Origin of the sequence: Actinocorallia herbida (genome assembly GCF_003751225.1) — a bacterium.
Lineage (GTDB): Bacteria > Actinomycetota > Actinomycetes > Streptosporangiales > Streptosporangiaceae > Actinocorallia > Actinocorallia herbida.
Map to the genome: position 1 here is coordinate 2,477,502 of NZ_RJKE01000001.1, position 25,010 is coordinate 2,502,511.

The 25,010-nt window shown below is 72.0% G+C and carries 20 protein-coding genes; 9 read left to right on the forward strand and 11 right to left on the reverse strand.

Translation table 11 applies throughout. The features are described from left to right. Nucleotides 1–109: 109 nt before the first annotated feature. The 9 genes from EDD29_RS11545 (at nt 110) to EDD29_RS11585 (ending at nt 10,341) form a co-directional block, all read left to right on the forward strand. Complete coding sequence (locus tag EDD29_RS11545) at nt 110–1,654, forward strand: AMP-binding protein (protein ID WP_123664393.1); 1,545 nt, start codon at nt 110–112, stop codon at nt 1,652–1,654. A gap of 31 nt (nt 1,655–1,685) precedes the next feature. Continuing rightward, nucleotides 1,686–2,864 (forward strand): amidohydrolase family protein, encoded by a 1,179-nt coding sequence (locus EDD29_RS11550; protein ID WP_123664394.1) that lies wholly within the window; start codon nt 1,686–1,688, stop codon nt 2,862–2,864. 29 nt (nt 2,865–2,893) lie between these two features. Then, nucleotides 2,894–4,297: a FadD3 family acyl-CoA ligase gene (locus tag EDD29_RS11555; RefSeq protein ID WP_246052719.1), complete on the forward strand. Its 1,404-nt coding sequence runs from the start codon at nt 2,894–2,896 to the stop codon at nt 4,295–4,297. Between the two features lie 67 nt (nt 4,298–4,364). Continuing rightward, nucleotides 4,365–5,945 carry a methylmalonyl-CoA mutase family protein gene (locus EDD29_RS11560; RefSeq protein WP_123664396.1) on the forward strand — a complete coding sequence of 527 codons (1,581 nt, stop codon included), beginning with the start codon at nt 4,365–4,367 and terminating at the stop codon, nt 5,943–5,945. 23 nt (nt 5,946–5,968) lie between these two features. Continuing rightward, nucleotides 5,969–6,364: a cobalamin B12-binding domain-containing protein gene (locus EDD29_RS11565; protein WP_123664397.1), complete on the forward strand. Its 396-nt coding sequence runs from the start codon at nt 5,969–5,971 to the stop codon at nt 6,362–6,364. Nucleotides 6,365–6,443: 79 nt separating this feature from the next. Next, nucleotides 6,444–7,385 carry an LLM class F420-dependent oxidoreductase gene (locus EDD29_RS11570; protein ID WP_211359654.1) on the forward strand — a complete coding sequence of 314 codons (942 nt, stop codon included), beginning with the start codon at nt 6,444–6,446 and terminating at the stop codon, nt 7,383–7,385. Next, nucleotides 7,382–8,422, forward strand: coding sequence for a CaiB/BaiF CoA transferase family protein (locus EDD29_RS11575; RefSeq protein WP_123664399.1), 1,041 nt, complete (start codon nt 7,382–7,384; stop codon nt 8,420–8,422). Before EDD29_RS11570 ends, EDD29_RS11575 begins: the two co-directional genes overlap by 4 nt. A gap of 120 nt (nt 8,423–8,542) precedes the next feature. Further along, on the forward strand, nt 8,543–9,991 hold the full coding sequence (locus EDD29_RS11580) for a hypothetical protein (RefSeq protein WP_148085929.1): 1,449 nt from the start codon (nt 8,543–8,545) through the stop codon (nt 9,989–9,991). Nucleotides 9,992–10,002: 11 nt separating this feature from the next. Beyond that, on the forward strand, nt 10,003–10,341 hold the full coding sequence (locus tag EDD29_RS11585; RefSeq protein ID WP_123664401.1) for a hypothetical protein: 339 nt from the start codon (nt 10,003–10,005) through the stop codon (nt 10,339–10,341). Here EDD29_RS11585 and EDD29_RS11590 read toward each other — a convergent pair. The 11 genes from EDD29_RS11590 to EDD29_RS11640 all read right to left on the reverse strand — a co-directional run bounded on the left by EDD29_RS11590 (nt 10,338) and on the right by EDD29_RS11640 (nt 24,951). Further along, a complete protein-coding gene (locus tag EDD29_RS11590; protein WP_211359655.1) occupies nt 10,338–11,657 on the reverse strand; it encodes a protein kinase domain-containing protein in 1,320 nt (439 codons plus the stop codon). The two genes, EDD29_RS11585 and EDD29_RS11590, sit on opposite strands and share 4 nt — an antisense overlap. After that, on the reverse strand, nt 11,654–12,556 hold the full coding sequence (locus EDD29_RS11595; RefSeq protein WP_342774425.1) for a PP2C family serine/threonine-protein phosphatase: 903 nt from the start codon (nt 12,554–12,556) through the stop codon (nt 11,654–11,656). The genes EDD29_RS11590 and EDD29_RS11595 overlap by 4 nt, the downstream gene beginning before the upstream one ends. Continuing rightward, nucleotides 12,442–13,122 carry a vWA domain-containing protein gene (locus EDD29_RS11600; RefSeq protein WP_123664403.1) on the reverse strand — a complete coding sequence of 227 codons (681 nt, stop codon included), beginning with the start codon at nt 13,120–13,122 and terminating at the stop codon, nt 12,442–12,444. Before EDD29_RS11600 ends, EDD29_RS11595 begins: the two co-directional genes overlap by 115 nt. A gap of 155 nt (nt 13,123–13,277) precedes the next feature. Beyond that, nucleotides 13,278–14,906 (reverse strand): TRAFAC clade GTPase domain-containing protein, encoded by a 1,629-nt coding sequence (locus EDD29_RS11605; RefSeq protein ID WP_123664404.1) that lies wholly within the window; start codon nt 14,904–14,906, stop codon nt 13,278–13,280. Then, complete coding sequence (locus EDD29_RS11610; protein ID WP_123664405.1) at nt 14,906–17,242, reverse strand: GTPase-associated protein 1-related protein; 2,337 nt, start codon at nt 17,240–17,242, stop codon at nt 14,906–14,908. Before EDD29_RS11610 ends, EDD29_RS11605 begins: the two co-directional genes overlap by 1 nt. Beyond that, nucleotides 17,242–18,423 (reverse strand): TRAFAC clade GTPase domain-containing protein, encoded by a 1,182-nt coding sequence (locus EDD29_RS11615; RefSeq protein WP_123664406.1) that lies wholly within the window; start codon nt 18,421–18,423, stop codon nt 17,242–17,244. Before EDD29_RS11615 ends, EDD29_RS11610 begins: the two co-directional genes overlap by 1 nt. A 2-nt stretch (nt 18,424–18,425) precedes the next feature. After that, the gene (locus EDD29_RS11620) at nt 18,426–20,525 is read right to left on the reverse strand and encodes a fibronectin type III domain-containing protein (RefSeq protein ID WP_123664407.1); all 2,100 of its coding nucleotides are present in this window, start codon (nt 20,523–20,525) and stop codon (nt 18,426–18,428) included. A 450-nt stretch (nt 20,526–20,975) separates the two neighbouring features. Further along, the gene (locus EDD29_RS11625; protein WP_123670419.1) at nt 20,976–22,133 is read right to left on the reverse strand and encodes an aminotransferase; all 1,158 of its coding nucleotides are present in this window, start codon (nt 22,131–22,133) and stop codon (nt 20,976–20,978) included. A gap of 483 nt (nt 22,134–22,616) precedes the next feature. Beyond that, a complete protein-coding gene (locus tag EDD29_RS11630) occupies nt 22,617–23,414 on the reverse strand; it encodes an endonuclease/exonuclease/phosphatase family protein (RefSeq protein ID WP_123664408.1) in 798 nt (265 codons plus the stop codon). A 57-nt stretch (nt 23,415–23,471) separates the two neighbouring features. Then, the gene (locus tag EDD29_RS11635; protein WP_211360249.1) at nt 23,472–23,957 is read right to left on the reverse strand and encodes an NUDIX domain-containing protein; all 486 of its coding nucleotides are present in this window, start codon (nt 23,955–23,957) and stop codon (nt 23,472–23,474) included. A gap of 124 nt (nt 23,958–24,081) precedes the next feature. Next, the gene (locus tag EDD29_RS11640; RefSeq protein WP_123664410.1) at nt 24,082–24,951 is read right to left on the reverse strand and encodes a dihydrodipicolinate synthase family protein; all 870 of its coding nucleotides are present in this window, start codon (nt 24,949–24,951) and stop codon (nt 24,082–24,084) included. Nucleotides 24,952–25,010: the final 59 nt, after the last annotated feature.

Below are 25,010 nucleotides of genomic sequence, written 5' to 3' on the forward strand. Positions count from 1 at the left end.
TCCGGCTCTCGCGATCTAGCGCGAGGGTGCGCGTCCGGGCGCGATCACCTGTGGTATTCCCAATCTCGGAATGAGAGAGTTTTATTCTCACCCCTGAGAGGAGACTGCGATGAGGACGATTCCGGCGGAGCTGGTGCGGAGATACGAGGCCGAAGGGTGGTGGACCCGGGAGACGATCGGCGACCTCCTGGCGCGCGGGCTCGCGGCGGCTCCCGAAACCGAGTTCCGGGTCCATTCTGACGCCAGGTCCTACACCGGGACGTTCGCCGACGTGGAGGACGTCGCGCGGCGGCTCGCATCGGGGCTGCGCCGTCGAGGGGTCGGCCCCGGGGACGTCGTCGCCTTCCAGCTCCCGAACTGGATGGAGGCGGCGGCCGTCTTCTGGGCCTCGGCCTTCCTCGGCGCGGTCGTCGTGCCCGTCGTGCACTTCTACGGGCGCAAGGAACTCGGCTACATCCTCGACCACGTCAAGCCGAAGGTCTTCATCGGGCTCGACCGGTTCGGCCGCCTCGAGTTCCCGGACGACCTCGTGGCCGGCGTGCCCGTCGTCGGCGTCGTCGGCAGGGACTTCGACGACCTCCTCGACCCCGGGCGCCTCGAAGGCGTTCTCCCCGTCGACCCCGACGCCCCCGCCCTCATCGCCTTCACCTCCGGGACGACCCGGGACCCCAAGGGCGTCGTGCACAGCCACCGGACGCTCGGCCACGAGACCCGCCAGCTGTCCGGCTGGTATCCGCCGGACCGGGGTGCCCAGCTCACCGCGGCGCCCGTCGGCCACTTCATCGGCATGGTCAACGCCTTCCTCATCCCCGTACTCGACGGCTCGGCCGTCAACCTCACCGACGTCTGGGATCCCGGCAAGGCGCTCGCCCTCATGCAGTCCGACGGCCTGCGCGTAGGGGGAGGCGCCACCTACTACATCACCAGCCTGCTCGACCACCCCGACTTCACCCCCGGGCACCTCCCGTCGATGAAGTACGCGGGGCTCGGCGGCTCGTCGGTGCCCGGCGCGATCACCTCGCGCCTCGCCGCACTCGGCATCACCGTCTTCCGGTCGTACGGCAGCACCGAGCACCCGTCCATCACCGGCACCCGGTACACCGAGGCCGAGGACAAGCGCCTGTTCACCGACGGCGACGTGCTGCCCGGCGTCGAGATCCGGCTCGACGAGACCGGCGAGATCCTCAGTCGCGGCCCCGACCTCTGCCTCGGCTACACCGACCCCGCGCTCACCGAGGCCGCGTTCGACGCCGAGGGCTGGTACCGCACGGGCGACATCGGCGTCCTGGACGAGGACGGCTACCTCACCATCACCGACCGCCTCGCGGACTTCATCATCCGAGGCGGCGAGAACATCAGCGCGCTTGAGGTGGAGGAACTCCTGCTCACCCTCGACGGCGTCGCCGAGGCCGCGGTGGTCGCCGTGCCCGACGCCCGGCTGGGCGAGCACGCCGCGGCGGTGCTGCGGATGCGGCAGGACGCGGAGCCGCCGAGCCTGGAGGAGATGCGCCACCACCTGGAGAAGGAGGGCCTGGCCAGGCAGAAGTGGCCCGAGGAGATCCACGGCGTCGCGGACCTCCCGCGCACCCCCAGCGGCAAGATCCAGAAGTTCGTGCTCCGCCGTGATATTGCGATGCGCGCAAAAGGAGAATAGCATTCTCACAGATCGCAAAGGAGGATCTGCTATGGCTTCGCGTGACCTGCCGTATCCGCTGTTCGACGCGGACAACCACCTGTACGAGACGCAGGAGGCGCTCACCAAGTACCTGCCCGAGGAGTACAAGGGCGTCATCGAGTACGTGAACGTGCGCGGTCGCACCAAGATCGCCATCCGGGGCCACATCAGCGAGTACATCCCCAACCCGACCTTCGACAAGGTCGCGCGCCCCGGCGCGATGGAGGAGTACTTCCGCGTCGGCAACCCCGAGGGCAAGGACCGCCGGGAGATCTTCGGCAAGGCCATGGACTCCATCCCGGCCTTCCGCGAGCCCGGCCCCCGCCTGGAGCTCATGGACGAGCTGGGCATCCAGCGCACCCTGATGTTCCCCACGCTCGCGAGCCTCATCGAGGAGCGGATGCGCGACGACCCGGCGCTCATCCACGTCGTCATCCACTCGCTCAACCAGTGGCTGCACGAGACCTGGTCCTTCAACTACAAGGACCGCATCTTCACCACGCCCGTCATCACCCTCCCGTACGTCGACAAGGCGATCGAGGAGCTCGAGTGGGTCGTCGAGCGCGGCGCCCGCGCCGTCCTCATCCGCCCCGCGCCGGTCCCCGGCCTCGGCGGCTCCCGCTCGTTCGGGCTCGAGGAGTTCGACCCGTTCTGGGAGAAGGTCGTCGAGCACAAGGTCCTGGTCGCGCTGCACTCCTCGGACAGTGGCTACAGCCGCTACGCCAACGACTGGGAGGGCGGCAACCGCGAGTACCTGCCCTTCAAGCCGAACGTCTTCCGGATGATCGGCGAGTGGCGTCCCATCGAGGACGCGGTGTCCGCGCTCATCTGCCACGGCGCCCTGTCCCGGTTCCCCGACCTGAACGTCGCGGTCATCGAGAACGGCGCGTCCTGGGTCGGCCCGCTCATCAAGACGCTGCGCGACCTCTACAAGAAGATGCCGCACCAGTTCCTCGAGGACCCGGTGCAGGTGCTGCGCCGCCAGGTCCACATCAGCCCGTTCTGGGAGGAGGACATGGCCGAGCTGTCGGAGCTCATCGGCGTCGACCGGGTGCTCTTCGGTTCGGACTACCCCCACCCCGAAGGCCTCGCCGACCCCGTCACCTACGTGGACGAGCTCAAGGGCCTCAGCGAGGAGGACAAGGCCAAGATCATGGGTGGCAACATGGCCAGGCTGATCGCGGGATGACCCGGCCGCCCTGGGACACGATCCCCCGCATGGTGCTGAGCGCCGCCGACCGCTTCGGCGACGCCGAGGCCGTCGTCGACGGTCCGCTCAGGCTCTCGTTCGCCGATCTGACCGAGCGGATCCGCGTCGCCGCGGGGGCCTACGCGTCCGCCGGGGTGGCCAAGGGCGACCGGGTCGCGGTCTGGGCGCCGAACTCCGCCGAGTGGATCATCGCGGCGTTCGGGCTGCTGACCGCCGGCGGCGTGCTCGTCCCGGTGAACACGAGGTTCAAGGCCGAGGAGGCCGCGGACGTCGTCGTGCGCAGCGGCGCGAAACTGCTGCTCGTGCAGGACGGCTTCCTCGGCCAGGAGTTCGCCGCGCCGAAGGGGGTGCCGCGCATCGACGTGAAGGGCGACTTCCTGTCCAGCGGGTCGCCGTTCCAGCGGGAGGTGAGCGGCGACGACCTCGCCGACATCATCTTCACGTCCGGGACGACCGGACGGCCCAAGGGCGTCATGATGCGGCACGCCCAGAACCTCAGGCTCTACGCGGAATGGTGTGATCAGGCCCAGCTCCGCGAGGGCGACCGCTACCTGATGGTGAACCCGTACTTCCACACGTTCGGGTACAAGGCCGGCTGCATCGCCTCGCTGATCCGGGGCGCGACCATGCTCCCCGTCCCCGTCTTCGACGTGGACGAGGCGATCGCGCTGATCGAGCGGGAGAAGGTGACGGTGCTGCCCGGCCCGCCGACCCTCTACCACTCGCTGCTCGCCGCGCCGCGCGACCGCGACATCTCCACACTGCGGGTCGCCGTGACGGGTTCGGCGGACATCCCCGTCGAGCTCATCCGACGGGTCCGCGAGGAGCTGCCGTTCGAGCACATCATGACCGGCTACGGGCTCACCGAGGCTGGCACCGCCACCGCGTCCCGGCCCGGTGACACCTTCGAGCAGATCGCGACGACCGTCGGCACCCCCTGCGACGGCGTAGAGATCCGCATCGCCGACGACGGCGAGGTCCTGATCCGCGGCTACACCGTCATGGCCGGGTACCTCGACGACCCGGCGGCGACGGCCGAGGCGATCGACCCCGACGGGTGGCTGCACACCGGCGACCTCGGCTCGCTCGATCCCGACGGACGGCTGAAGATCATCGGCCGGAAGAAGGACATGTTCATCAGCGGCGGGTTCAACGCCTACCCGGCCGAGATCGAGGGATTCCTCATGGAGCATCCCGCGATCGCCCAGGCGGCCGTCGTCGCCGTCCCGGACGAACGGCTCGGCCAGGTCGGCATGGCCTACATCGTGCCCCGCGGCGAGGTGACGGCCGCGGAGATCATCGCCTGGAGCCGAGAGCGCATGGCCGGGTACAAGGTGCCGACCTCGGTGGAATTCCGCACCGAACTCCCGCTCAACGCCACAGGCAAGGTCCAGAAGGACCTCCTGCGCTGACCTCCCGGACCGGGCGGCGCCCCGCCCGCCCGGTCCCCGCGACCCGCCACGAAAGAGAAGCGTGACGATGCCCGACCCCATGGCACAGACCTCGTCCGGGATTCCGGTGAAACCCGTCTACGGTCCGGCGGACCGGCCGGTGGAGCCGCCGGATCCCGGTGTCTTCCCGTTCACCCGGGGGAACTTCCCGACCGGGTATCGGGGGCGCCTCTGGACGTTCCGCCAGTATTCGGGCTTCGGGACGCCCGAGGAGTCCAACGCCAGGTACCGGTACCTGCTCGGGCAGGGCGGGACCGGCCTGTCCGTCGCGCTCGACCTGCCGACGCAGTGCGGCTACGACTCCGACGACCCCGAGGTGGGGGAGGAGGTCGGCCGGGTCGGCGTCGCGGTGGACACCCTCGCCGACGCCGAGATCCTCTTCGACGGGATCCCGCTCGACAAGATCAGTACGAGCTTCACCATCAACGGGACCGCCGCGATCCTGCTGGCGTTCTACGTCGCGGCCGCGGAGAAGAAGGGCGTGCCGCGGGAGAAGCTCACAGGCACGATCCAGAACGACATCCTCAAGGAGTACGCCTCCCGGGGGACGTGGATCTGGCCGCCGGAGCCGTCGCTGCGCCTCATCGCCGACACCATCGAGTTCTGCGCCGCGGAGGTGCCCCGGTTCAACGCGATCTCCGTCGCGGGGGCGCACTTCCGGGACGCCGGGGCGAACGCCGTCCAGGAGATGGCCTTCACCCTCGCCGACGGGGTCACCTACTGCGACACCGTCATGGCCCGCGGGCGGATGACGATAGACAAGTTCGCGCCTCAGATCTCGTTCTTCTTCTACACCCATGGTGACTTCTTCGAGGAGATAGCCAAGTACCGTGCCGGCCGTCGTCGTTGGGCGACGATCGTGCGGGAGCGGTACGGGGCGTCGAGCGACAAGGCGTCGATGTTCCGGTTCGGGTGCGTAGCGGGCGGGGCGTCGCTCTACGCGCCGCAGGCGCAGAACAACCTTGTGCGGGTCGCCTACGAGGCGCTGGCCTCGGTGCTCGGCGGCGTCCAGTCGATGTTCACCGCCGCCTGGGACGAGCCGTTCGCGCTGCCCAGCGAGGAGTCCGCGACGCTCGCGCTGCGCACCCAGCAGATCCTCGCCCACGAGACCGGGGTCGCCCGCGTCGCCGACCCGCTCGGCGGCTCCTACTTCATCGAGGCGCTGACCGACGAGACCGAGGCCCGGATCAAGGAGATCATGGCCGACCTCGAGGCGCACGGCGGCATGGTCCGGGCCATCGAGGACGGCTACCTCCAGGGCCTCATCGCGGACGAGGCGTACAAGATCCACAAGGACGTCGAATCGGGCGAGCGGCCCGTCGTCGGCGTCAACCGGTTCGTCTCGGACGAGCCCGCGCCCGACCTCGCCACCTACGAGCTCGACGCGGCGGGCCGCGAAAGGCAGCTCAAGCGCCTCGCGAAGGTGAAGGCCGAGCGTGACGGCGGCCTCGTCAAGGAGACCCTCGCCGCGCTCGGCAGGGCCGCCGAAGGCACCGACAACCTCATGGGCCCGCTCATCGACTGCGCCAACGCCTACTGCACCGTCGGTGAGATCACCGCGGCGCTGAAGGCCGTCTGGGGCGAGTTCCGCCAACCCGTCGTCTTCTGAGTGCAGCCTTCTAGGAGCCGTTGATGCAGACCCGAGTGCTCGTCGCCAAACCCGGCCTCGACGGCCACGACCGCGGCGCCAAGATCGTCGCCCGTGCCCTGCGTGACGCCGGTTTTGAAGTGATCTTCACCGGTATCCGGCAGAAGGTCGACGACATCGTCGCGATCGCCCTGCAGGAGGACGTCGCCGTCGTCGGCCTGTCGATCCTGTCCGGCGCCCACGTCGCGCTGACCGCCCGCACCGTCGAGGCGCTGCGGGCCGCGGGCGCCGACGACATCGCCGTCATCGTCGGCGGCACCATCCCCGCCGCCGACGTGCCCAAGCTCAAGGAGGCGGGCGCGGCCGCCGTCTTCCCCACGGGCACCCCGCTCGACGATCTCGTCACCGAGATCCGCGTTCTCACCGGGGCCCCGGCGTGACGCCACCGCACGGCAGGACCCGTGCCCGTCAGGGCGCGGCACACGAACGAGATCTGGAGGCACTGTGCGCGTCGGAGTGATGATCGGACCTGAGCGAGGGGCGGCCGAGCGCAAGCTCGGCCGGATGATCGAGGACATCAAGTGGGCCGAGGCCGCGGGCATGGACACCGCGTGGATCCCGCAGGTCCCCACCGACTTCGACGCGCTCATCACCGTCGCCCTCATGGGGGTGGCGACCGAGCGGATCGAACTGGGCACCGCGGTGGTGCCGCTCCAGGCCCAGCACCCGATCGCGCTGGGCCGTCAGGCGATGGCCGCTCAGGCCGCCTCGCACGGCAGGCTCGCGCTCGGCGTCGGGCCGTCGCACCACTGGATCGTGCGGGACATGCTCGGGCTGCCGTACGAGAAGCCCGCCTCCTACACCCGCGACTACCTTCAGGTGCTGAACGCCGCGTTCGCCGGACCCGGCCCGGTGGACGTGGAGAACGACCACTTCACCGTGCACAACCCGCTCGACCTCGCACCGACGGCGCCGATTCCGGTGCTGGTCGCGGCGCTCGGCCCGGTGATGCTCCGGATCGCGGGCGAGCACGCCGACGGGACCGTCCTGTGGATGGCCGACGAGCGCGCGATCGGCGAGCACATCGCGCCGCGGATCACCAAGGCGGCGGAGGGCGCGGGCCGGCCGGCCCCCCGGATCGTCGCGGGGATCCCGGTGTGCCTGTGCGCGCCGTCGGAGGTCGACGCGGCGAAGGAGCGCGCGAACCGCATCCTCGGCGAGGCCGAGATCTCGCCGAACTACCAGCGCCTCCTGGAGAACGGCGACGCCCGCGACGTCGGCGACCTGTGCGCCGCGGGCGACGAGGAGGCGATCCTCGCGCGGCTTCGGCGCTTCGCCGACGCGGGCACCACCGACATCTCCGTGCGGCTCCTGCCCATCGGCAACGATCGGGACGAACTCATCGCGTCCAAGCGCCGCACCCGCGAGATGATCGCCGAACTCGCCAAGGAGCTCAGGTGAGCGGCGGCCCTCTGGCGGGCATCCGCGTCCTGGAGGTCGGCCACATGCTGGCCGGCCCCTACGCGACGATGATGCTCGCCGACCTCGGCGCCGAGGTCACCAAGATCGAGCCGCCGACCGGCGACATCTCCCGCCAGGTCTCCGACTCCTACTTCGCCAGCCTCAACCGGGGCAAGCGCAGCATCCGCCTGGACCTGACGACCCCTGAGGGCCGCGCCGCGCTGGGCGACCTGGCCAAGGACGCGCACGCCCTCCTCGTCAACATGAAGCCGTCGGCCATCCACCGCCTCGGCCTCACCTACGAGGCGCTGCGCGAGCACAACGAGAAGCTCGTCTGCGTCGCCCTGACGGGCTTCGGCCTCCACGCGGGCGACGACCCGGCCTTCGACTACATCGTCCAGGCCGCCACCGGCGTCGCCTCCCTCACCGGCGACCCCGACGCCCCGCCCACCCTCCCCGGCTACTCCTCCGCTGACAACTCCGCAGGACTCACCGCGGCCCTGGGCCTCCTCGCCCAGATCGTCTCCGGCAAGGGCGGCCAGGTGGAGGTCAACCTCCGCGACGTCATGCTCTCCCAGCTCAACTACCGCGCCGCCGCCTACCTCAACGACGGCGTCGAACCCCGCCGCCACCCCAACGGCGCCCACTCCTTCTACGTCCCCGCCCAGCTCTTCCCCACCGCTTCAGGCTGGCTCGCCCTCTTCATCACCCACGACCGCTTCTGGAAGTCCTTCGCCACCGAAGCCGGCATCAACGGCTTCCCCACCATGACCGACCGCGCCGAGAACAGGGAAGAAGTCCTGGCCTTGGTCGCGGAGACCCTGAGAACGGACACCGCCTCCTCCTGGGAGGCCCGCCTGCGCCCCACCGGAGTCCCGGTGGCCGCGGTCCGAACCCTCCCGGAAGCCCTGGCCGCCGCCCCCGAAATGATCATCACTGCGGGCCCCTATCGCCTGGTCGGCCCCTCCATTCGCACTGCCGACCCTCTTTCCGCCTACGCGCCCCCGCCCCTCCTGGGCGAACACGGCGACGCGTGAGCCCGAGGCGGTGGCGACGGCTCGCTGAGCGGAAGCCGGATCGGTGCTGAAACTCCCAGAGACGCCTGGCGGGGCGTGTTAGCATCCGGGACAGTTTGGACCTTTCGTGCTCTCGGCTCTATGGGGGACGCATTGGCCTACCGCCCGCCCACGCTGCCCCGGTTCGCACAGGAACTGGTGACGCGCGACCTCTGCTACTCGGTCCACGTGGACGAGCGGCTGCGGGAGCTGGTCCTCACCACGGTCGTCGACAACGGGAGCCGGGCCGTGTGCCCGTCCTTCGGGATCGACCTCGCACGCGTCGCGCGGCACGCCGTGCGGGCCCGGCGCAGGCGGTACGTGCAGGACGCGCTGATGCTCGCCGCGTGGCTGCTGGGCCTGGCCATGACGGGCTTGGCCGCGACGCGCGGGTGGGGGACCGTTTCCGTGCTCGGCGCCGTGGCGGCCGTGCCCGTCGCCTTCGTCGCGCTCGCCGGCCGGGTGTACGGCGACCTGGCGGCGGCCATCGACGTCGGGCGGGGCGTCAAGGCCGATGCCCCGGCGCTGGACGCCGAGACCGAGGCGCGGCTCGCCGAGGTCGGCCAGGCCAAGGTGGTCATCTACTCCACGGGTGAGAACGACCCCTTCATCGGCAGCGGCAGGCGGTTGAACAACTTCCAGCTCGGGCCGATCGACATCAGCGAGGCGGGGCTCGACGACAACGGCGACCCCAAGCCGCTCCTCCCGTTCACGGCCGTGGACCTGCACACGTATCTCGCACGGAACATGCCCAACATGGGGATCAGCGGGCTGACGGCGCGCAACCGCCTCTACGCGCGCGGCGACTGCGTCCACCTGATCCCCGGCCTGCTCCCCGACAAGCAGCGCCCGCCCGCGACGACCGTCCATGCCGACCTGCTGAAGGCGGGCGTCCTGCAGCCGACCGAGGTGGCCCGGACGTTCCTGTGCGTCGAGCACTCGATCCGCGGCGGTGACCTCGTCGTGTGCATGTACCTGCGGGCGTGGATAGAGCAGGACCTTCTGAGCGTCGAGCGTCTCGTGTACCTGCTGCCGCCGCTGCTTCCGCGGCTCCGGGTCGATCAGGACGTGCTGGTCTCCGGACGGCTCGCGGCGGTTCTGAAGGCGGTGCTGGAGGGCGCCCGCTGGGCGCCTCGGGCGCTGACGTTCCGGCCGACGCCCTACACCCGGCCCGCGAAGGAGCGGAGGGCGAACGCGAAGGAGCGCAGACGGGCCAAGCGGGAGGTCCGGGGCGGGTACCGCCACGACTACGGGTCGCGGATCAGCGTGCGCGAGGCGGTCGCCGCCTATGACACCACCGAGTTCCACGAGAAGTCCGATGTCGCGGACATCTCCCGGCGGTTGCAGTACGCGTTCCTCAACCACGTCGAGAAGTTCCTCGACGACCACGGCGTCGAGCTGAGTCGCTTCCGCGACCAAGTCAAGATCATCAACAGGTACGACATCGGGACCCTGCAAGGGGGCAATGTCGTCATCGGCGGTGAGGGCAACCTCATCAGCGGCCACGGCCAGGTCAACACCCCGCCGTCACCACCGCAGCAGAACCCCTAGAAGGAGCGGGCATGGGCGACACGTTCAACATCGGCGGCATCACCGCGGGCAACAGCGTGGTCGGCGGCACCGGGAACACCGTCTCGGGCGACGGACGGGTGGACGTCCCCGCGCCCGCGGGCCTGCCCGCCGATCAAGTCCAGCGGCTCGAGGAGCTCCTGCGCGGACTCACCGCCGAATTGGCCCGGCACGCGCCCGGCGAACTCCACGAGGCCGCCCAGGCCGAACGCGAGCTGGCCGAGGGGCGTCCCGGCAGGCTCCGTGTCCTCGTGGAGCGGCTTGCGTTGAGCGGCACCGCGCTCACCGCGGTCGCGGAGATCCAGGCGGCCCTGGGCCAGCTCGGGTTCTAGCCCTTGGTGAGCACGCCCTGGGCGTCGCCGATCTCCAGCAGGACCTCGGCCCGCAGGTCGAGGCTCCGGCCGGGCTCGATGTCCTGCCGGGAGCCGTCCGCGCGCCGGATCGTCCACGGGGCGGCGGTGAGGTTGCGCAGCCCGAACCGGCCGGGCACCTGCGGGTGCTCGGCCACCTCGCCGATCGCTTCGGCGTAGCGGTGCCGGTCGGGCTCGCCGACCAGATGGTGCGGGTGCAGCCGCGCGTCGCGCTCCAGCACGATCCGGCGGGTCACCCGAGGGGAGGGCGTCGTCAGCTCCAGCACCGGCGGGAGCACCAGGGCCTGTCCGCAGCCCCAGCACACCGCACCGGGGTCGGCCGGATCGTGCATGTTCTGCCGGGAGCACCCCAGGCAGAGGACGACGGAGTCGCGGGTCCGTGCCAGCGTGTCCCGCCACTCGGTCTCGGTGACCCGCGCGTCGGGTGATCTCAGGCCGACCGTGAACGCCTTCACGAACAGGTCGCGCAGATCGGCCGGCCACACCGGCCAGGTCGCCAGTACCGTGTCGTGGAACCCGGCGACCGGCCGGTTCGACTCGTCACGCGGATCGAAGACGAAGACCGGCTCGTCGCCGTACAGCCGCCTCTTGGCGTTCTCCTCGAAGCAGCGGATCGCGTACTCCCGCGCGCCCTCCAGGGGGTGGTGGTTCATGAGGATGAGGAACAGCAGCACCGCGAGGGAGTGCAGGTCGGTCTGGGTGCGCGGGGCCGCCTCGCCCCGGATGAGCTCCGGCGCCATGAACTCCATGGTGCCGAGGACGCCGACGTCGGTGCCGTCCACGACGGCGTTGTCGTTGTCGCAGACCAGGACGTCGCCGGTGGCCGGATCGAAGAACACGTTGCCGTAGGAGATGTCGCGGTAGGCGACGCCTTGGGCGTGCAGGGCCCGGTAGGCCTCGACCAGGTGGACGCAGGCGGTCAGCAGCTCCCGGGGCTTGACGTTGAGGCGGCGCCGGAACAGGTCGGGGAGCCCGGCGAACCGGGCAGGGCGCAGGTCCATCAGGTAGCCGAACCCGCCCGTGCGGTCGGTCACGACCGCCTGCGGCCACAGGAACCTGTCGTCGTGGAAGCCGCGCCGCACGAGGTCACTGACGATGTGCAGCTGCTGCTCGGTCGCGGACTCCGGGTAGTACCACTTGAGCGCCTGGTCCCGGTCCTCGCAGCGCACCCGGTAGACCTCTCCCTGCCCGCCCGCGCCGAGATGGGACAGGATCTTCAGTTCGGTGCCTTCGGCGGTGTGGAGCCTGTCGCCTTCGCGCAGGGTGCCGGACATCATGTCTCCTTCGCTGTCATCGGGTGGGGCGTCCACTCCTCGTCGTCCTGCGGGGCGGCGCGCCAGGCGGCCAGCAGGGTGGTGTCGTCGCCGGAATAGGAGGCCGCGCGGTCCAGCCAGCCCGGCAGGTCTTGCTGGACCGGGTCCGCGCCCCGCTCGGCGAGCCGGTCCCGCAGGCCCGAGACGAACGCGCCGAAGCCCGCCGGGTCGGCGAAGCTGTTCGACAGCCCGTCGGTGGACAGCGTGACGAGGCCGGGCCTGCGGTGCGGCTCCCACCAGATCCGGGCGAGGTGGCGGGCGTTCGCGCTGCACAGCGAGTCGGTCTCGTCGCCGAACGCCGCGGTCTCGGCGCGCAGCGGCATGTGGACCTCGCCGTCGATGACGACGCAGAGGTCGCCGTCGCCGATCTGGCAGGCGAGGGTGGCGTGCGGGGCGAGGACGCCGCCGATGAGCGTGGTTCCGTACAGCTCCAGGTCGGGCTGGCGCAGCGGCGGCTCGCGGTGGTGATGCTGGGCGACGAGCTCGTTCCAGCGGTGGACGACCAGTGCGCCGAGCTCGCGCCTGGCCCACCGGGCGGTGATCTCAGGGGCCTGGTCCACCACCTCCAGGAAGGCGTCCACGGCGAGGCGCGCGCCGATGTGGCTGTACCGGTGGGCGCGGGCGCCGTGCCCGTCGGCGACCGCCAGGACGAGCACGTCTCCGTCCCGCCGCCTGAATTTCATCCGGTCCTGGCAGAGTTGTTTGCGGGGGCCCTGAACGGAGCCGTGCAGGACCTCCCAGGAGGACGTCACCAGACGTCGGAGTCGTCGTCGAGCGGGGCCATCTGCGGCAGGCTCCGGGCGGCGGCCGGATTGCCCTGCGCCGGCATGGACGCGGACTTGACGACCGCGGTCGAGGCCCACCGGATGGCGGCGGCGAGCTGTTTGGGGCTGTTGGCCTCGAACGGTTCGAGTTCGGGGTTGCCCAGGAACCGTCGCAGGACACCGCGGTCGCAGTCCCGGCCGATGGAGATGGCGACGCGTACCGCGCGCTTGCCCCACGGGGTGGCGTCCACGGCGTCCAGGCCGGACTGCCAGTCGTCGGTCGGCTGGCCGTCGGAGACCAGCGCGAGAACGGGTTTCATGGCCCGCTGCGGCATGGGCGGCGTGTTCAGCTCGGCGGCCACCAGCCGGAGCGCATCGCCCAGATCGGTGGTGCCGCCCGCGCTGACGTCCGGCCACTGGAAGTCCGAGACCAGGGTCGGCCGCGGCACGTGCCAGCGGGCGCCGCTGGCGAAGGTCACGGCGCGCACGAGGAGCTGGGCCGAGGCGTTGTCGTCGGCGACCCTGCGCATCTCCGGGAGGGCCTCGCGGACGGCGAAGTTCAGCTGCTGGATCTTGCCGTCCACGGCCATCGAGCCGGAGGCGTCGATCAGCCAGAAGAAGTGGACGGGCCGGTGAGCCATCTCACCGCCGGGCATGTCGGTCATCTTTCGGCCTCCTAAGAGGGAAGGAATCCGGCCAGGAACATCGCCAGGAGGGTCCCCGGGACGGCCAGGATCGAGAGGACGAGCAGAGAGAATGCGAATAGCCGATGCCTCCGTACATGATCGGGTATGGGGGGCATCTTCCTCTTCTCCTTTGCTCAGTGCGCCGCACTTCGGATCGTGCGGCGCGGCCGGAACAGCAGCCACAGCAGGGGTTCGGCCAAGACGGCCCGCTGCGCCGTGGACGCCGTGCTCCGCACGCCCTCCACGGCGCTGACCGACCAGTAGGAGGCGTCGAGGAACTGCTGCTCCAGGGAGCGCACCGCGTTTCCCAGCTCCAGCGGACCGCTGAGCCACGCGCTGACCGCCTCGCCGTGCGGCTCCGCGGGGCCCTCGATCCCGCGCAGCCGGTCGACCGCGTCGGACTTCGTCGCCACGATCGCCGCGCGGGTCCCGGACCCGAGCAGGTCGGCGCGCACCACCCGCAGTTCCTCGGCGACCCGGTCATAGGTCTGCGCGAACTCCTCGCTCGCGGGCCTGGCCTCGGCCACGAGCCGGGAGTCCTCCGGGCCGAGCCGCCGCATGGGCGGCGCCGTCATCGGGTCGACCACGAACAGCACGCCTTCGCTGAAGGACAGGTACTGCTGCTCGCGCACCGAGTCCGCGGCATGGTAGACCTCGCCGCGCGGATCGTAGAGGTAGACCATGCGCCTGCCGCGCCGCTTGCCGGGACGGGCCAGGGTGAACAGGAACGCCCGGGGGAGGTGCACCGCGGTCTTCTGCAACGGCTGATCGGCGAGCAGCTCCTTCTTGGCGTCCTCGAACTCCCGGCGCGAGTCCGCCGAGGAGAACTCCAGCAGCAGCTCGCCGCGGTCCGCCATCCACTCGAGGCTGACCATCATGGCCATCAGCAGCGTCGTCTTGCCCGCGGAGGCGCCGCCGACCAGGGGCACATGGACCGTCCGCGCCGATCCGAGGCCGTGCGGCAGCGGCCTGCCGCACTCGGTACAGAACGCCGCGAACCGGTGCAGCCGCAAAAGCAGCACGGTCGGCAGCCGCTCCCCGCACTCGCAGATCCGGACGAAGACCCCATGTCGGCCCGGCCGCAGGGACCTGTGCAGGTGCCCGCTGCCCGGACCGCCACAGCGGTAGTGCGGCAGCTCGATCCGGTGGTAACAGCCCGGGTAGGGGCAGCGCATGAAGATCCGCAGGAAGCCGAGCCGGAGCGCGTCGAGGCCGCGCAGGGTGAGCGCGGTCGCACCGAGGAGCCCGGACACGAGCAGCAGCAGCACGCCGTGCAGGGCCGCGCTCACGACCAGCAGCAGCGTTCCGACGGCCACCCCGAGCCCCCAGGCGGTGAACGAGGCGAGCCCGAAACCGAAGGTGAACGGGAGGAGGACGATGTCGATCCTCGGCAGGCGGGGATGGCGGCCGGTCATCAGCCAGATCGCGATGCCCAGCGACAGCGGGTCGCGCGCGACCGCCGCGAGGTCCGAGGAGCTCTCCCGCACCACTTCGACGAGGTCATGGAGGTGCTGCCGGCGGTAGTAGCTCTCGTACGCGGGCTCCTCGCCCGGTCGGGGGTCGAGGACCAGGGGATCCGTGGCGTCGCGGGCGAGCAGGACCCGGGCTGCGGCGCGCACGTGGGCCGCCAGCATGACCACGACGAGTGCGAGCCCCCCGGCGAGCACGATGAACGGCCACAGGAACGCCCCCAGAAGCCAATAGAGGAAGGCCAGCGCCGCGAGGTAGAGGACGAATCCGAGGAGCACGAGGCATCCGGCCATCACGGCCCCCGGAAGATGAGCTTCGGCAAGGTCAGCCGGAACCTGCGCCTCGGGTGCTGGTCGAGGAACTGACGGAACTCCGCCTCCCACTTCGGCTCCAGCGCCGCCACCCGCGCCAGCGCGTCGCGCCGGGCCCGATCGCCCGGCCGCGCCGCGGCGGGGGTGAGGACGTCGGCGTAGAGCCGCCGGGCGGTCCGCAGCCACACCGCGTTGCCGGGCACCGTCTGCCACAGCAGGAAGCAGTGCGCGAGGAGATCCGGAGACCGGGCGGCCAGCTTCGGGGGGAACTCCTTTACGGCGCCCAGCGCGTAGAGGTGCAGGAGCCGTCCGTCGCCCAGCCGGGCCAGTTCCGCGGTCTCCTGCCGCACCGCCGGGTAGTCGGCCCTGATCCGGTCCATGCTGGTCAGCCGGGCGACGACCCTGCGGCGGACCGCCTCGGTCAGCGTTCCGGGCGCCATCTCGGCGAGCAGGGAGACCGCCTCGCCGACCTGTCCGGGCAGCGCCGCCGCCGGACGTCGCGCGAACCCGTCGGCCAGTTCGATGAGCTCGAACTCCCGGAGCACGTCCGGTTCCAGCAGGTCGCCCGCGCGCTCCCGCAGGTGGCGGGCCACGTGCGCCACGCCCTCCGCGAACGGGTCCTGCGCGCGCAGCGCGCGCATCGCGAGATCGACGCTCAGGGCGTCGACACCGGTGGCCAGCACCGCTTGGACGTCGACCAGACGCGCGACCCGGTCGGGCCAGATCAGCTCGATGGCGTAGGCGCGTTGTTCGGGGCCGTTGCCGAGGACCGCGGTGATCCGCCGGAACGCGTCGGCGGGGCCGCGTCCCGCGGCGGCCTCGGCGAGGGCGCGCAGATGCGGTCGGCCGCTGACGTCCAGTGCCGGCGGCCACGACGGCGAGCGCAGCAGCCTCAGCACCGGGACGGGATCCGACGACGCGAGCCGCTCCAGTTCGCCCCCCACGTCATGATGGAGAGCGGGTTCGGCCAGGAGCAGCGCCCAGGCCGCGGGGTCGTCGGCCACCAGCGGCGGCAGCAGGGCGGCGGCAGCCTGCGGGGCGTGCCCCGCCAGGGCGGCGAGCCCGATGAGCGGGATCAGGTCGTCGCGTGGCGGATCGGCGGCCAGTACCCGGGCGATCTCGGCGCGGGCGGCCTCGGAGAACAGGCCGGGGACGGCCCTGGCCCGGATCCGGGCCAGGGCGTCCAGGCCCGCGCCGCCCGCCAGCACCGCGTCTCGCACGACCTCGGCATGAGCCCGGTCGAGGTCCTCCCGGTCGAGGAACCCGCAGGCCCGCCCGAGGAGCGCGGCCCGGTCGGGTGCCTCTTTCTCGGCGATCAGGCGCGCGGCGAAGCGGTCCCAGAACTCCGGGCCGAGGCCGCCGGTCCGGGTCTCCGCCCAGGCGACCGCGGAAGCGAGGGTCCCGTGCGGCACCGGGATCCCGATGCCGAGGGCCGTTCCCGCGAGGCGCCCGCCCTGACGCTCCTCCCAGTCCTTCCAGCCTTCTCCGTCGGCGTCCGGCGGGCCGTCGGCGTCCTGGAAGACGCCGAGTTCGCCCGCCCGCCAGAGGGCCGCTGCGGCTTCGCCCCACACCGACGGCTCCGGCGGGCTGCACTGGCGGGAGTCGCTCAGGTGATGGACGCGGTACTGGTGCAGCATCTCCGCGTCCCCGAACGAGAACTCGCCGTCCGGGCAGGTGCCGATGATGTGGAAGTTCGCCGTGTACGGGCGGCGCGTGTAGGTGGTGAAGGTCAGTCCGCGCGCGTGGCCGTAGGGCAGGGTCCGGCAGATCACGGCGAGCAACAGGGCGACTTCGTCGGCCTCGGCGACCAGGATGATCTGCCGCCCTCCACCGGGCGCGAACAGGCGCAGCGCGTCCGACAGCAGCCCGGCCAGACCCGGGTAGGAGTTCGCGTGCCGCAGCAGCGTCGCGTCGTCCGGGACGAGGTGGGCCGAGATCCGGCCGCCGACCGTCCCCCATCCGGGAGAACCCCAGGTATGGATGGGCAGCCCGCCCAGCCCGACGTCGAGGGAAGCGGGCGTCTGGAAGGAGTGCGCATAGAAATTTCCGAACCGCCCCGAATAGTCCTGTCCGATATAGCGGACGTGGCTCAGGACCGAGGTGCCGTCCGGGAAGACCGCGTGGCTCAGCGCGATGGGGAAGGCGCCGATTTCCTCGGCCGTCGGGTGCGGTGGCGCGGACCGGGGCGGCTCGTAGGCGACGAGCGCCTCGATCTGCCTGCGCAGCGCCGGGTCCGGGTACCGGGGCGCGACGGTGAACTGGAACCCCGGGACGCCTCCCCGATCGCCGATGACCGAGGTGTAGTGCCATTCGTCCACTAGGTTCCGCCTTTCACGGGGACGAGGCCGAACCTGCTGAGCAGCCACAGCACCGGGTCCTCGACCCGGACGGGCTGGACGCCGCCGCGCGGCACCCGGCCGGGGCCCTCCGGCTCGCCGCCGAGAGCCGACAGGCTGAAGTAGGCGCTGTCGGCGAAGTCCACGTCCACCTGGCGCTCCAGGACGCCCGAGTCCCACCCGGTGAGCAGCGCCCGGGACACCGCGTCGACGTCGCGCAGGTCCGCGGCCTCGAGATGGCCGGCCCGGACGGGGCTCTGGCGCAGCGGCGAGTGGAAGTCGAGCAACGGATCGAGGACGTCGGACTTGGTGAGGACGACGGCGAGCGGGGTCCGGATCGGCTTGTGCGCCGGGACTCCCCGGGCCTCCCTGATCTGCTGGGCGACGATCTCCACCATCCGCGACGCCTCGGTACCGTGCGCGCGGCCCGGCCGCAGATGGCCGTCCACCAGGTCGGCGACCTCGGCGTGCTGAAGCGGGTCCACCAGCAGGATGATCCCGTCGGCCTGCACGAGGTAGGGGACGTGCCGCGCCGTGCTCTCCTCCGACTGCAGGTCCTCGCCCGCCGTGTCGAAGAAGACGAGCGAGCTGGACACCTTCCGGAGCCGCCGGAACCGGCGGCGCCGCGGCACGGTGAACCGGTAGAGCAGCGGATGGATGTCGAGGGCGCCCGGCCGGGTCGTCTCCGGCAGGACTCCCTGCTCGTAGATCCGGCGTTCCTGCTCGGCCCGGCGGCTCTCGGTCCTGTCGTCCATGACGTTGACCGCGGCCCCGAACTGGGCGCCGACCCTGCCCCGCAGCTCGCGCACCAGGACCGTGGTGTAGGTGCTCTTCCCGGAGCTCTTCGGGCCGACCAGCGCGATGATCCGGCTGTTGCTGTACCCGCCGGGAAGGTCGTTGTGGCATTCGGGGCAGAGCCGCTTGCTCGACGGCACCCCGCAGTCCGGGCAGCTCGCCCGCGGGGCCGACCCACGCGGAGTGAACACGGGCCCCTTGAGGACGGGGCGCTGTGAGTCCCGCCCGAGGAACGCCGACAGCGGCTCGTCGGGGACGGACCGGCAGACGGTCCCGGCCCGGCCGCCCGTGGTGCTCTGCAGGCACCGGAACGGCAGGTCCCGGGTCCGCGCGGGCTCGAAGCAGTAGGGACAGACGATGCGTGCCATGCTCACCCCACCTTCGGGGGCTCGGGGGCGGAATGCCGCAGCAGGGTGCGGCGCGCGGCCGGGCCCACCAGGAACGCCTTCAACCGGGCGGGCCCGCGTACGGTTCCCAGGTCGTGCACCTGGTCCGGGGTCTCGGGCGTCAGTGTCACCATGAGGACGCGACGGCCGTCGTCGGGTCCTCTCGGCACGAGCCCGCCGTCCTTGGCGACGACGACGAGGTCGACCGGGTCGCGCGGCCGTCCCCGGACGGCGAGCGTGACCGCGTAGTCCCTGGCGAACCGGCGGATCTTGCGCGAGGTGACCGTGTAGCCGATCTCCGCCGGACCTTCGAGCGCGACGACCGCGGGCCGCCGGAGCACGAGTCCGCCGCGGTTCCCCGCCCGCACCTCGAACCGGTGCGTTCCGGGCCCGGAGACCTGCGCCGTGAACCCGCGCTCCCGGTAGCGGCTCCGGGTGATCTCCTGTGCGCCGGTGGCCCAGGAGACCTCGGCGGAACCGATGCCGGGCGGCCACTCCCAGCTGAGCCGGACCGCCTCGCCCTGCCAGGCCGCCTCCAGCCGCTCGACCTCCGGGCGGACCTCCACGGTCCACGCCGCCCCGGCGACGGCTCGTCCGTTGTGCAGCGTGACGGCGAGCAGCCGGTGCCTTCCCGCCGCGGCGAGCGGGACGAACACCGACCGTCCGGCGGACCACCGGGCCAGCTCGACGCCCGGAAGGGCCTGCGGATCCAGGGCGGTGCCGGGTTCGGGCGGCGCGGCCGGGACGCGCAGGAGCACGACCGCGCCGACGGAGGTCTCGGTCAGCGTGAGCAGCACGCCGGAGCCGTCTTCGGCGATCGTGGTCTCCGCGGCGAGCGCGGGCGGCGGCCACAGTTCCGCGATCGCGTCGGCGGTGAGATCCGCGGAAGCGACTTGGCCGTACATGCAGCGCAGCCGGTACGAGTAGGCGGTGCCCGGGCGGACATCCGGATCGAGGAAACCGTCGGCGTCGGGCGGGAACCGGGCGCGGTAGCCGCCGTCCTGCCGCGTCACCTCGACGGATCGGCTCTGCGGCCCGACGCGCCAGTGGCCTGCGATTCCGCCGGGGACCGACTCGACCGCGAACTCCTCGGCCGCCGGCGCCACGGTGACGGGTCCCGGGCGGGCGGGCTCGGATACCGAGGACGCCGCGCGGACCGTCCTGATCTCGTAGGCCAGCGGGATGCCGATCGGTGGATCGTGGTCGGTGAACGTCGTTCCCCGCACCTCGGCGACCGGGGCGCCGTCGCGACTGATCCGGTAGCCGTGGCCCCCGGTCCGGGGAGCCTCCCAGGTGAGCACGACGCTCGTGCCGTTCTGCTCGGCCCTGGCGCCGGCCGGTCGGCGCGGCGCGCAGCGTTGCAGCGCCTCTTCCAGGCCGGGTTCGTCCGAGGTCAGGTCGGCGACCCGCAGGTAGAGCCCGGCGGCCTTCTCGACGTCCCCGTGCCGCTCGTGGTCGGCGGCCTCGCTGAACAGGGCGCGGATCTCGGTGGCACGTCGACGCACGTCGGCCAGGGTGGCGCGCAGCAGCGGGTCGTGGACCGGCCGTGCGGAGACACGCGCGGCGGCTTCGGCCGCCCCGTGCAGCGCGCCGGCGCTCAGCGCGCTCGCGAGCAGTTCGACGTCCGGGGGCTCAGGCCCGGCCGCCCACGCCAGGAGCGCCGGGCCGAGCAGGCGCCGTTCTCCGGCGTCGATCCGCAGCTCCTTCAGCCGGCCCGCGATCTCCTGCTGAGAGCCGCCCCGCAGCCCGGCCGCGAGCTGGTAGAGGACCAGGCGCCAGAGCGCCGCGGGGTCGTCCACCGCCGCCGGGACCACGACGTCGAGCAGGTCGCGGACGTGCCCGGCGGCCTCCGGTGCGCGTGCCGCCCGGTCCCGGCCGACGGATTCGAGGTAGGCCGGGTCCACCCGCTCCGACCAGGGAGAGCCCATCACGCGGAGCCCGTCCAGGACCATCAGACCGGGATGCCGGCCGGCCAGCGCGAAGGCGATGAGGTCCCGGCAGCCGAGGCCGCTGAGGGCGTCGGAAAGGCGCGGGTAGTCCAGGATTCCGGGGAACTGCGGCAGGCGCAGCGGGTGAGCGGACATCGAACCTCGGCGGAGTGGGCCTCAGGGATCACCAATTATGGAGTGATCGTCCGATAGATGTCTACGAGAAAGAATTACCACCGTCAACATTCTTGGAAAGGAAGGATCGATTGGCGAAAGGGTGCTCTGGCACATTGTGTCGAGCGACACAATGAGGCACTTGAAAGCCGATCGGTGCACGTGGGGCGAGCCACTCGGCGACATTGCCGATGCGCTTTACCACAGGCCGATTCCCGCGAGGATCGCCTCGCGGTCCGCTGCGGAAGCGCGGGTGACGGGGACATCGCCGCCGCGGAGGAGCGCCGGTCATCAACGAGCTCCTGCGCCCTGTGATTTCGGAGGGAGGCGCTGTCCTTCCTGGCATCCGCCGCTCCAGGACCCGCCGGTTCGCCCGACGCGCCGAACCGATCCGCCGAGGCCCGAATGGGCCGGCGAAGCGGCTTCTTCCGGTCAGGTGCCGAAGGCGTGGAGGTGGTGGGTGAAGGTGGTGATCGCGGTGGGGTCGGCGTTGCTGACGCTGACGCGGAGGGTGGCGCGGTCGTCGGGGAGGAAGGCGGTGCCGGGCATGACGAGGACGCGGTGCGCGGTGAGCAGGTCGCGGACGACCTCGTCGGTGGGGCGGCCGGAGAAGGGGTGGCGGATCCAGGCGAAGAACCCGCCGCTGGAGAGCAGTTCGAAGCCCCCCGGGCGGGCGGACATGGCGGCCTCCAGAAGCGCGCGGCGGGAGGCGATCTCTCGCGCCCGCTCAGCGCGCCACGCCGCGGCCCGGGTCAGGCCGGCCCACGCGGCCTCCTGGCCGATGCGGGGAGCGCAGATCGCGGCGCAGTCCATGAGCTTGCACGCCTGGCGGATCAGCGCGGGCGAGGCGACGACGGCGCCCACCCGGTAGCCGGGGAGCGCGAGGTCCTTGGAGAAAGAGTGCAGGGTGACGACGGTGTCCTCCCATCCGGGATCGGCGTACAGCGTGTGGGAGGGCGCGTCGGCGCCGCGGAAGGACCGGTAGGTCTCGTCGATGATCAGGGCGAGGTCGTGGCGGCGGGCCAGCGCGGCGAACGCCGCGATCTCCCGCGACTCGATGGTCGCGCCGCCGGGGTTGCCGGGCGTCACCAGCACGATCGCCCGCGTGCGCGGCGTGATGAGCGCCTCGGCGTCGGCCGCGCGCGGCACCAGGTCGGGACCCGGCTCCAGGTAGACCGGCCTGATCCCCTGCATCCCCAGCCACATGTCGTGGTTGAAGTAGTACGGCAGTGGCAGCACGATCTCGTCGCCCGGCCCGGCCAGCGAAGTGGCGGCGACGCAGAACGCCTGGTTGCACCCCGCGGTCACCATGACGTTCCGTGCCTCGACCGCCCCGCCGTGCTCCCCCCGCAACTCCGCCGCGAACGCCTCCCGCAGCTTCCCCAGCCCCGGCACCTCGGTGTACGCCCCGCCCCGCGGATCCCGCGCGACCTCGGCGATGTGCGCCACCACCTCGGGCGCCGCCGGATACGGCGGCGCCGCCTGCGCCAGATCCAGCAGCCCGCCTTCCCCCCGCAGCCTGTCCGCCATCGCGTACACGGCCGCGATCGGCGAGTCCACCTGCCCGTCCACCCACCCGTTGAACCGCACCGCCACCCCTCCCCACCTCGGAGCCGACCGGACCAGGTTCTCACCCCTCCCGCGCGGCCGTGCGGGTATGCCCCCGGATCCGTCCCGAGCCGGAGCACCCGGAACCCACCCCTGCTTCCCCCTCACCTTGGAGCCGGGTGGGGCCGTTCCGCGAAATGTCGTACCCGGCCGCTAGCGTGCGGAGCACCTGATGGCCGGTCAGATCCCCTCTGCGAGGGGTCCGCGGCAGTGGGGGGTGGGAGTACGCTCCCGGCGCGCCTCGGAGCAGAAGAGAACCATGCCCCACCCCCCTCCTCCCTTGTCGGGGCGTCCTCTCGGGAAGCCGGGGCGGGCTCGACGCGCTCGCCGATCCCATCGGCTCGGGGAGCGGTACCGCGGCGGCCATGCCCACCTCGAGCACTTTCCGGAGACCCGTTCATCGCCGAGGAGTCCCTTTCCCTCATCGTGAACAGCCCGCACGGCGGTATGCCGTCCCGCTACGGGTCAGATCTCCAGGAGGAGGGGGCGGTGGTCGGAGATCTCGGGGGCTTCGACCACCTCGAAGTGCTTGATGGCGGTGGGGTCGGAGATGAGGAGGTAGCTGGCGTGGCGGAGGGGTTTGGGGTAGAGGGCGGTGCGGGTGTCGGCGTCGCGGACGAGGTCGGTGAGGCCGATGTCGGCGAGGATCCGGAAGGTCGCGCTGTCGGGGAGGAGGTTGAGGTCGCCGCAGACGATGGTGAGGTCGCCGTCCTCGCGGGCCGCCGTGACGAGGTCGGCGAGGCGGTGGGCTTGGGCGAGGCGTTCCGGGGTGTCGGCCTTGCCCTGCGGGTCGCGGAGTCCGTGCAGGGTGACGACGGTGACGAACCGGGATGCCTCGCGGTCGTGGATCCGGACGGCCAGGGCGTTGCGGGGGCGTCCGCCGGTGGGCCAGGCGTCGGGGTGGGCGGCGTAGGAGCCGTGCACGAACGCGGTCCGCAGGCCGACGACGGGCAAGGCCGGGGCGACGAAGGCGGCGAGGCCGAAGTCCTGCGGGTGGGGGCGGCCCGCGTCGTCCCGGACCGGCCCGGTGTCGCTGACCGCGAACACGCCCTGATGCCGGGGCAGCCGCGCGCTGACGTCCCCCATGAGGTCCGCGCGCTGCGGCATCGCCCGGTCGGCGTCGGCGAACCTCGTCCAGCCGCGCAGGCCCGGGGCGCGGGCCACCTCCTGGAGGCACAGGACGTCCGCGTCGCAGGCGCCGAGCCAGCGGGTGAACTCGTCGAAGACCGCGCCGCCCCACGCATTGACCGAGATGATCCGCACGGCTCCGACCCTAGTCGGGGGGTGGGGGCGTCCGGCAAGCGATCATCGGGGCGCGCGTCAGCGGCGCGCGAAGAACGCCTCGGCGATCCGGGTGTGCAGCGGGAAGGCGAGCTCGCGGGGCCCGTCGATGACGACCCGTTCGGTGGCCTCGGCGTTCGCGGTGAACGGCGGCAGCGCGGACGCCGCGAGGGCCGGGGCGATCCCGAACACGAGGAGCGTGCCGTCCGGCGCGCTGTGCACGTCGAACAGGCTCACGTGCGCGGGATCGACGGCCACCTCGGTCTCCTCGCGGAGCTCGCGGGCCGCGGCGTGCTGCCAGGACTCGCCGTGGTCGATGAACCCGCCGGGCAGCGCGAGCGCCCCGACCTGCGGCGGAACCCCGCGCCGGACCGTCAGGAGACCGCCGTCCACCGGGAGCAGCAGCAGCGCGACGGGCACGGGATTGAGGTAGCTGGTGTTGCCGCACGCCGCGCAGTCCCGCGGCCACGCCGCCGCCCCGCCGAAGGGAGAACCGCAGAAGGAGCAGTGGGAGTTCCGGGTCATCACGACCCGACCCTAACGGCGCCGCCCCCGCCCACGGCGAGGTTCGACGGAACCCACGGGCCGCGAAGCGCCCCCGGGCAGCTCCTCGCCTTCCGGTGGCTCGCCGCCGGACGACCCGCAAGGGTCAGGAGGCTCGTTGGAGGGCGGTACCGGTGGCTTCGGGGGTCGCGGGGAGGAGGGGGAGGCGGACGGCCCGGCTGGGGATGCGGCCCTGTTCGGCGAGCACCGCCTTGATGACCACGGGGTTGGGTTCGGCGAAGAGGGCGTCGGAGAGGGCCGCCAGGCGGTGGCCGAGCGCGCGGGCCGCGTCAGCCTGGCCGGCACGCCACAACGCGACGAGCCGGGCGAAACGGGCGGTCGCGAGGTGGGCGGAGGCGAGGATCGCGCCGGACGCGCCGAGCGCCAGCAGCGGGGAGGCGAAGCGGTCGTCTCCGGCGAGGACCGCGGTGCGGTCCGGGCGGTCGGCCATGAACGTGATCGTGGCGTCGTCGATGCCTCCCGCGGCGTGCTTGAACCCGGCGACGCCCGGGATCGCGGCGAGGCTGAGCAGGGTCCCGGCGCTCAGCGGCCGGGCCGTCCGGTAGGGGATGTGGTAGATGATCAGCGGCACCGGGGCGGCGGCGGTCAGGGCCGTGAAGTGCGCGATCACCCCTTCCTCCGACGGCCGCACGAACGCCGGGACCGGGACCAGGGCCGCGGTGGCGCGCCGGTCGAGGGCGGCGAGGGCCTCGGCCGTCGAGGCCGTGGACGCGCTCTCGACCCCGACGGTCAGCGGGACCGCGCGCTCCGCGCAGACCGCCGCGCAGATCTCCAGGACCCGGGCGCGCTCGTCGGCGGTGAGCGAGGACGCCTCCGCCGTGGTGCCGAGCGCGACGATCCCGTCCGCCCCGTCGTCGACGACCGTGTGGGCGAGGCGCTCCAGGGCGTCCTCGGCGAGGGCGCCGGTGGTGGTGAAGGGGGTGATGAGCGGAAGGTGCAGACCCGTGAACGTCATGCGTCGAGGGTGCCCTCGTGTCGAGCGACAGGTCCAGTTCGGATTTCTTCGCTGGAGCG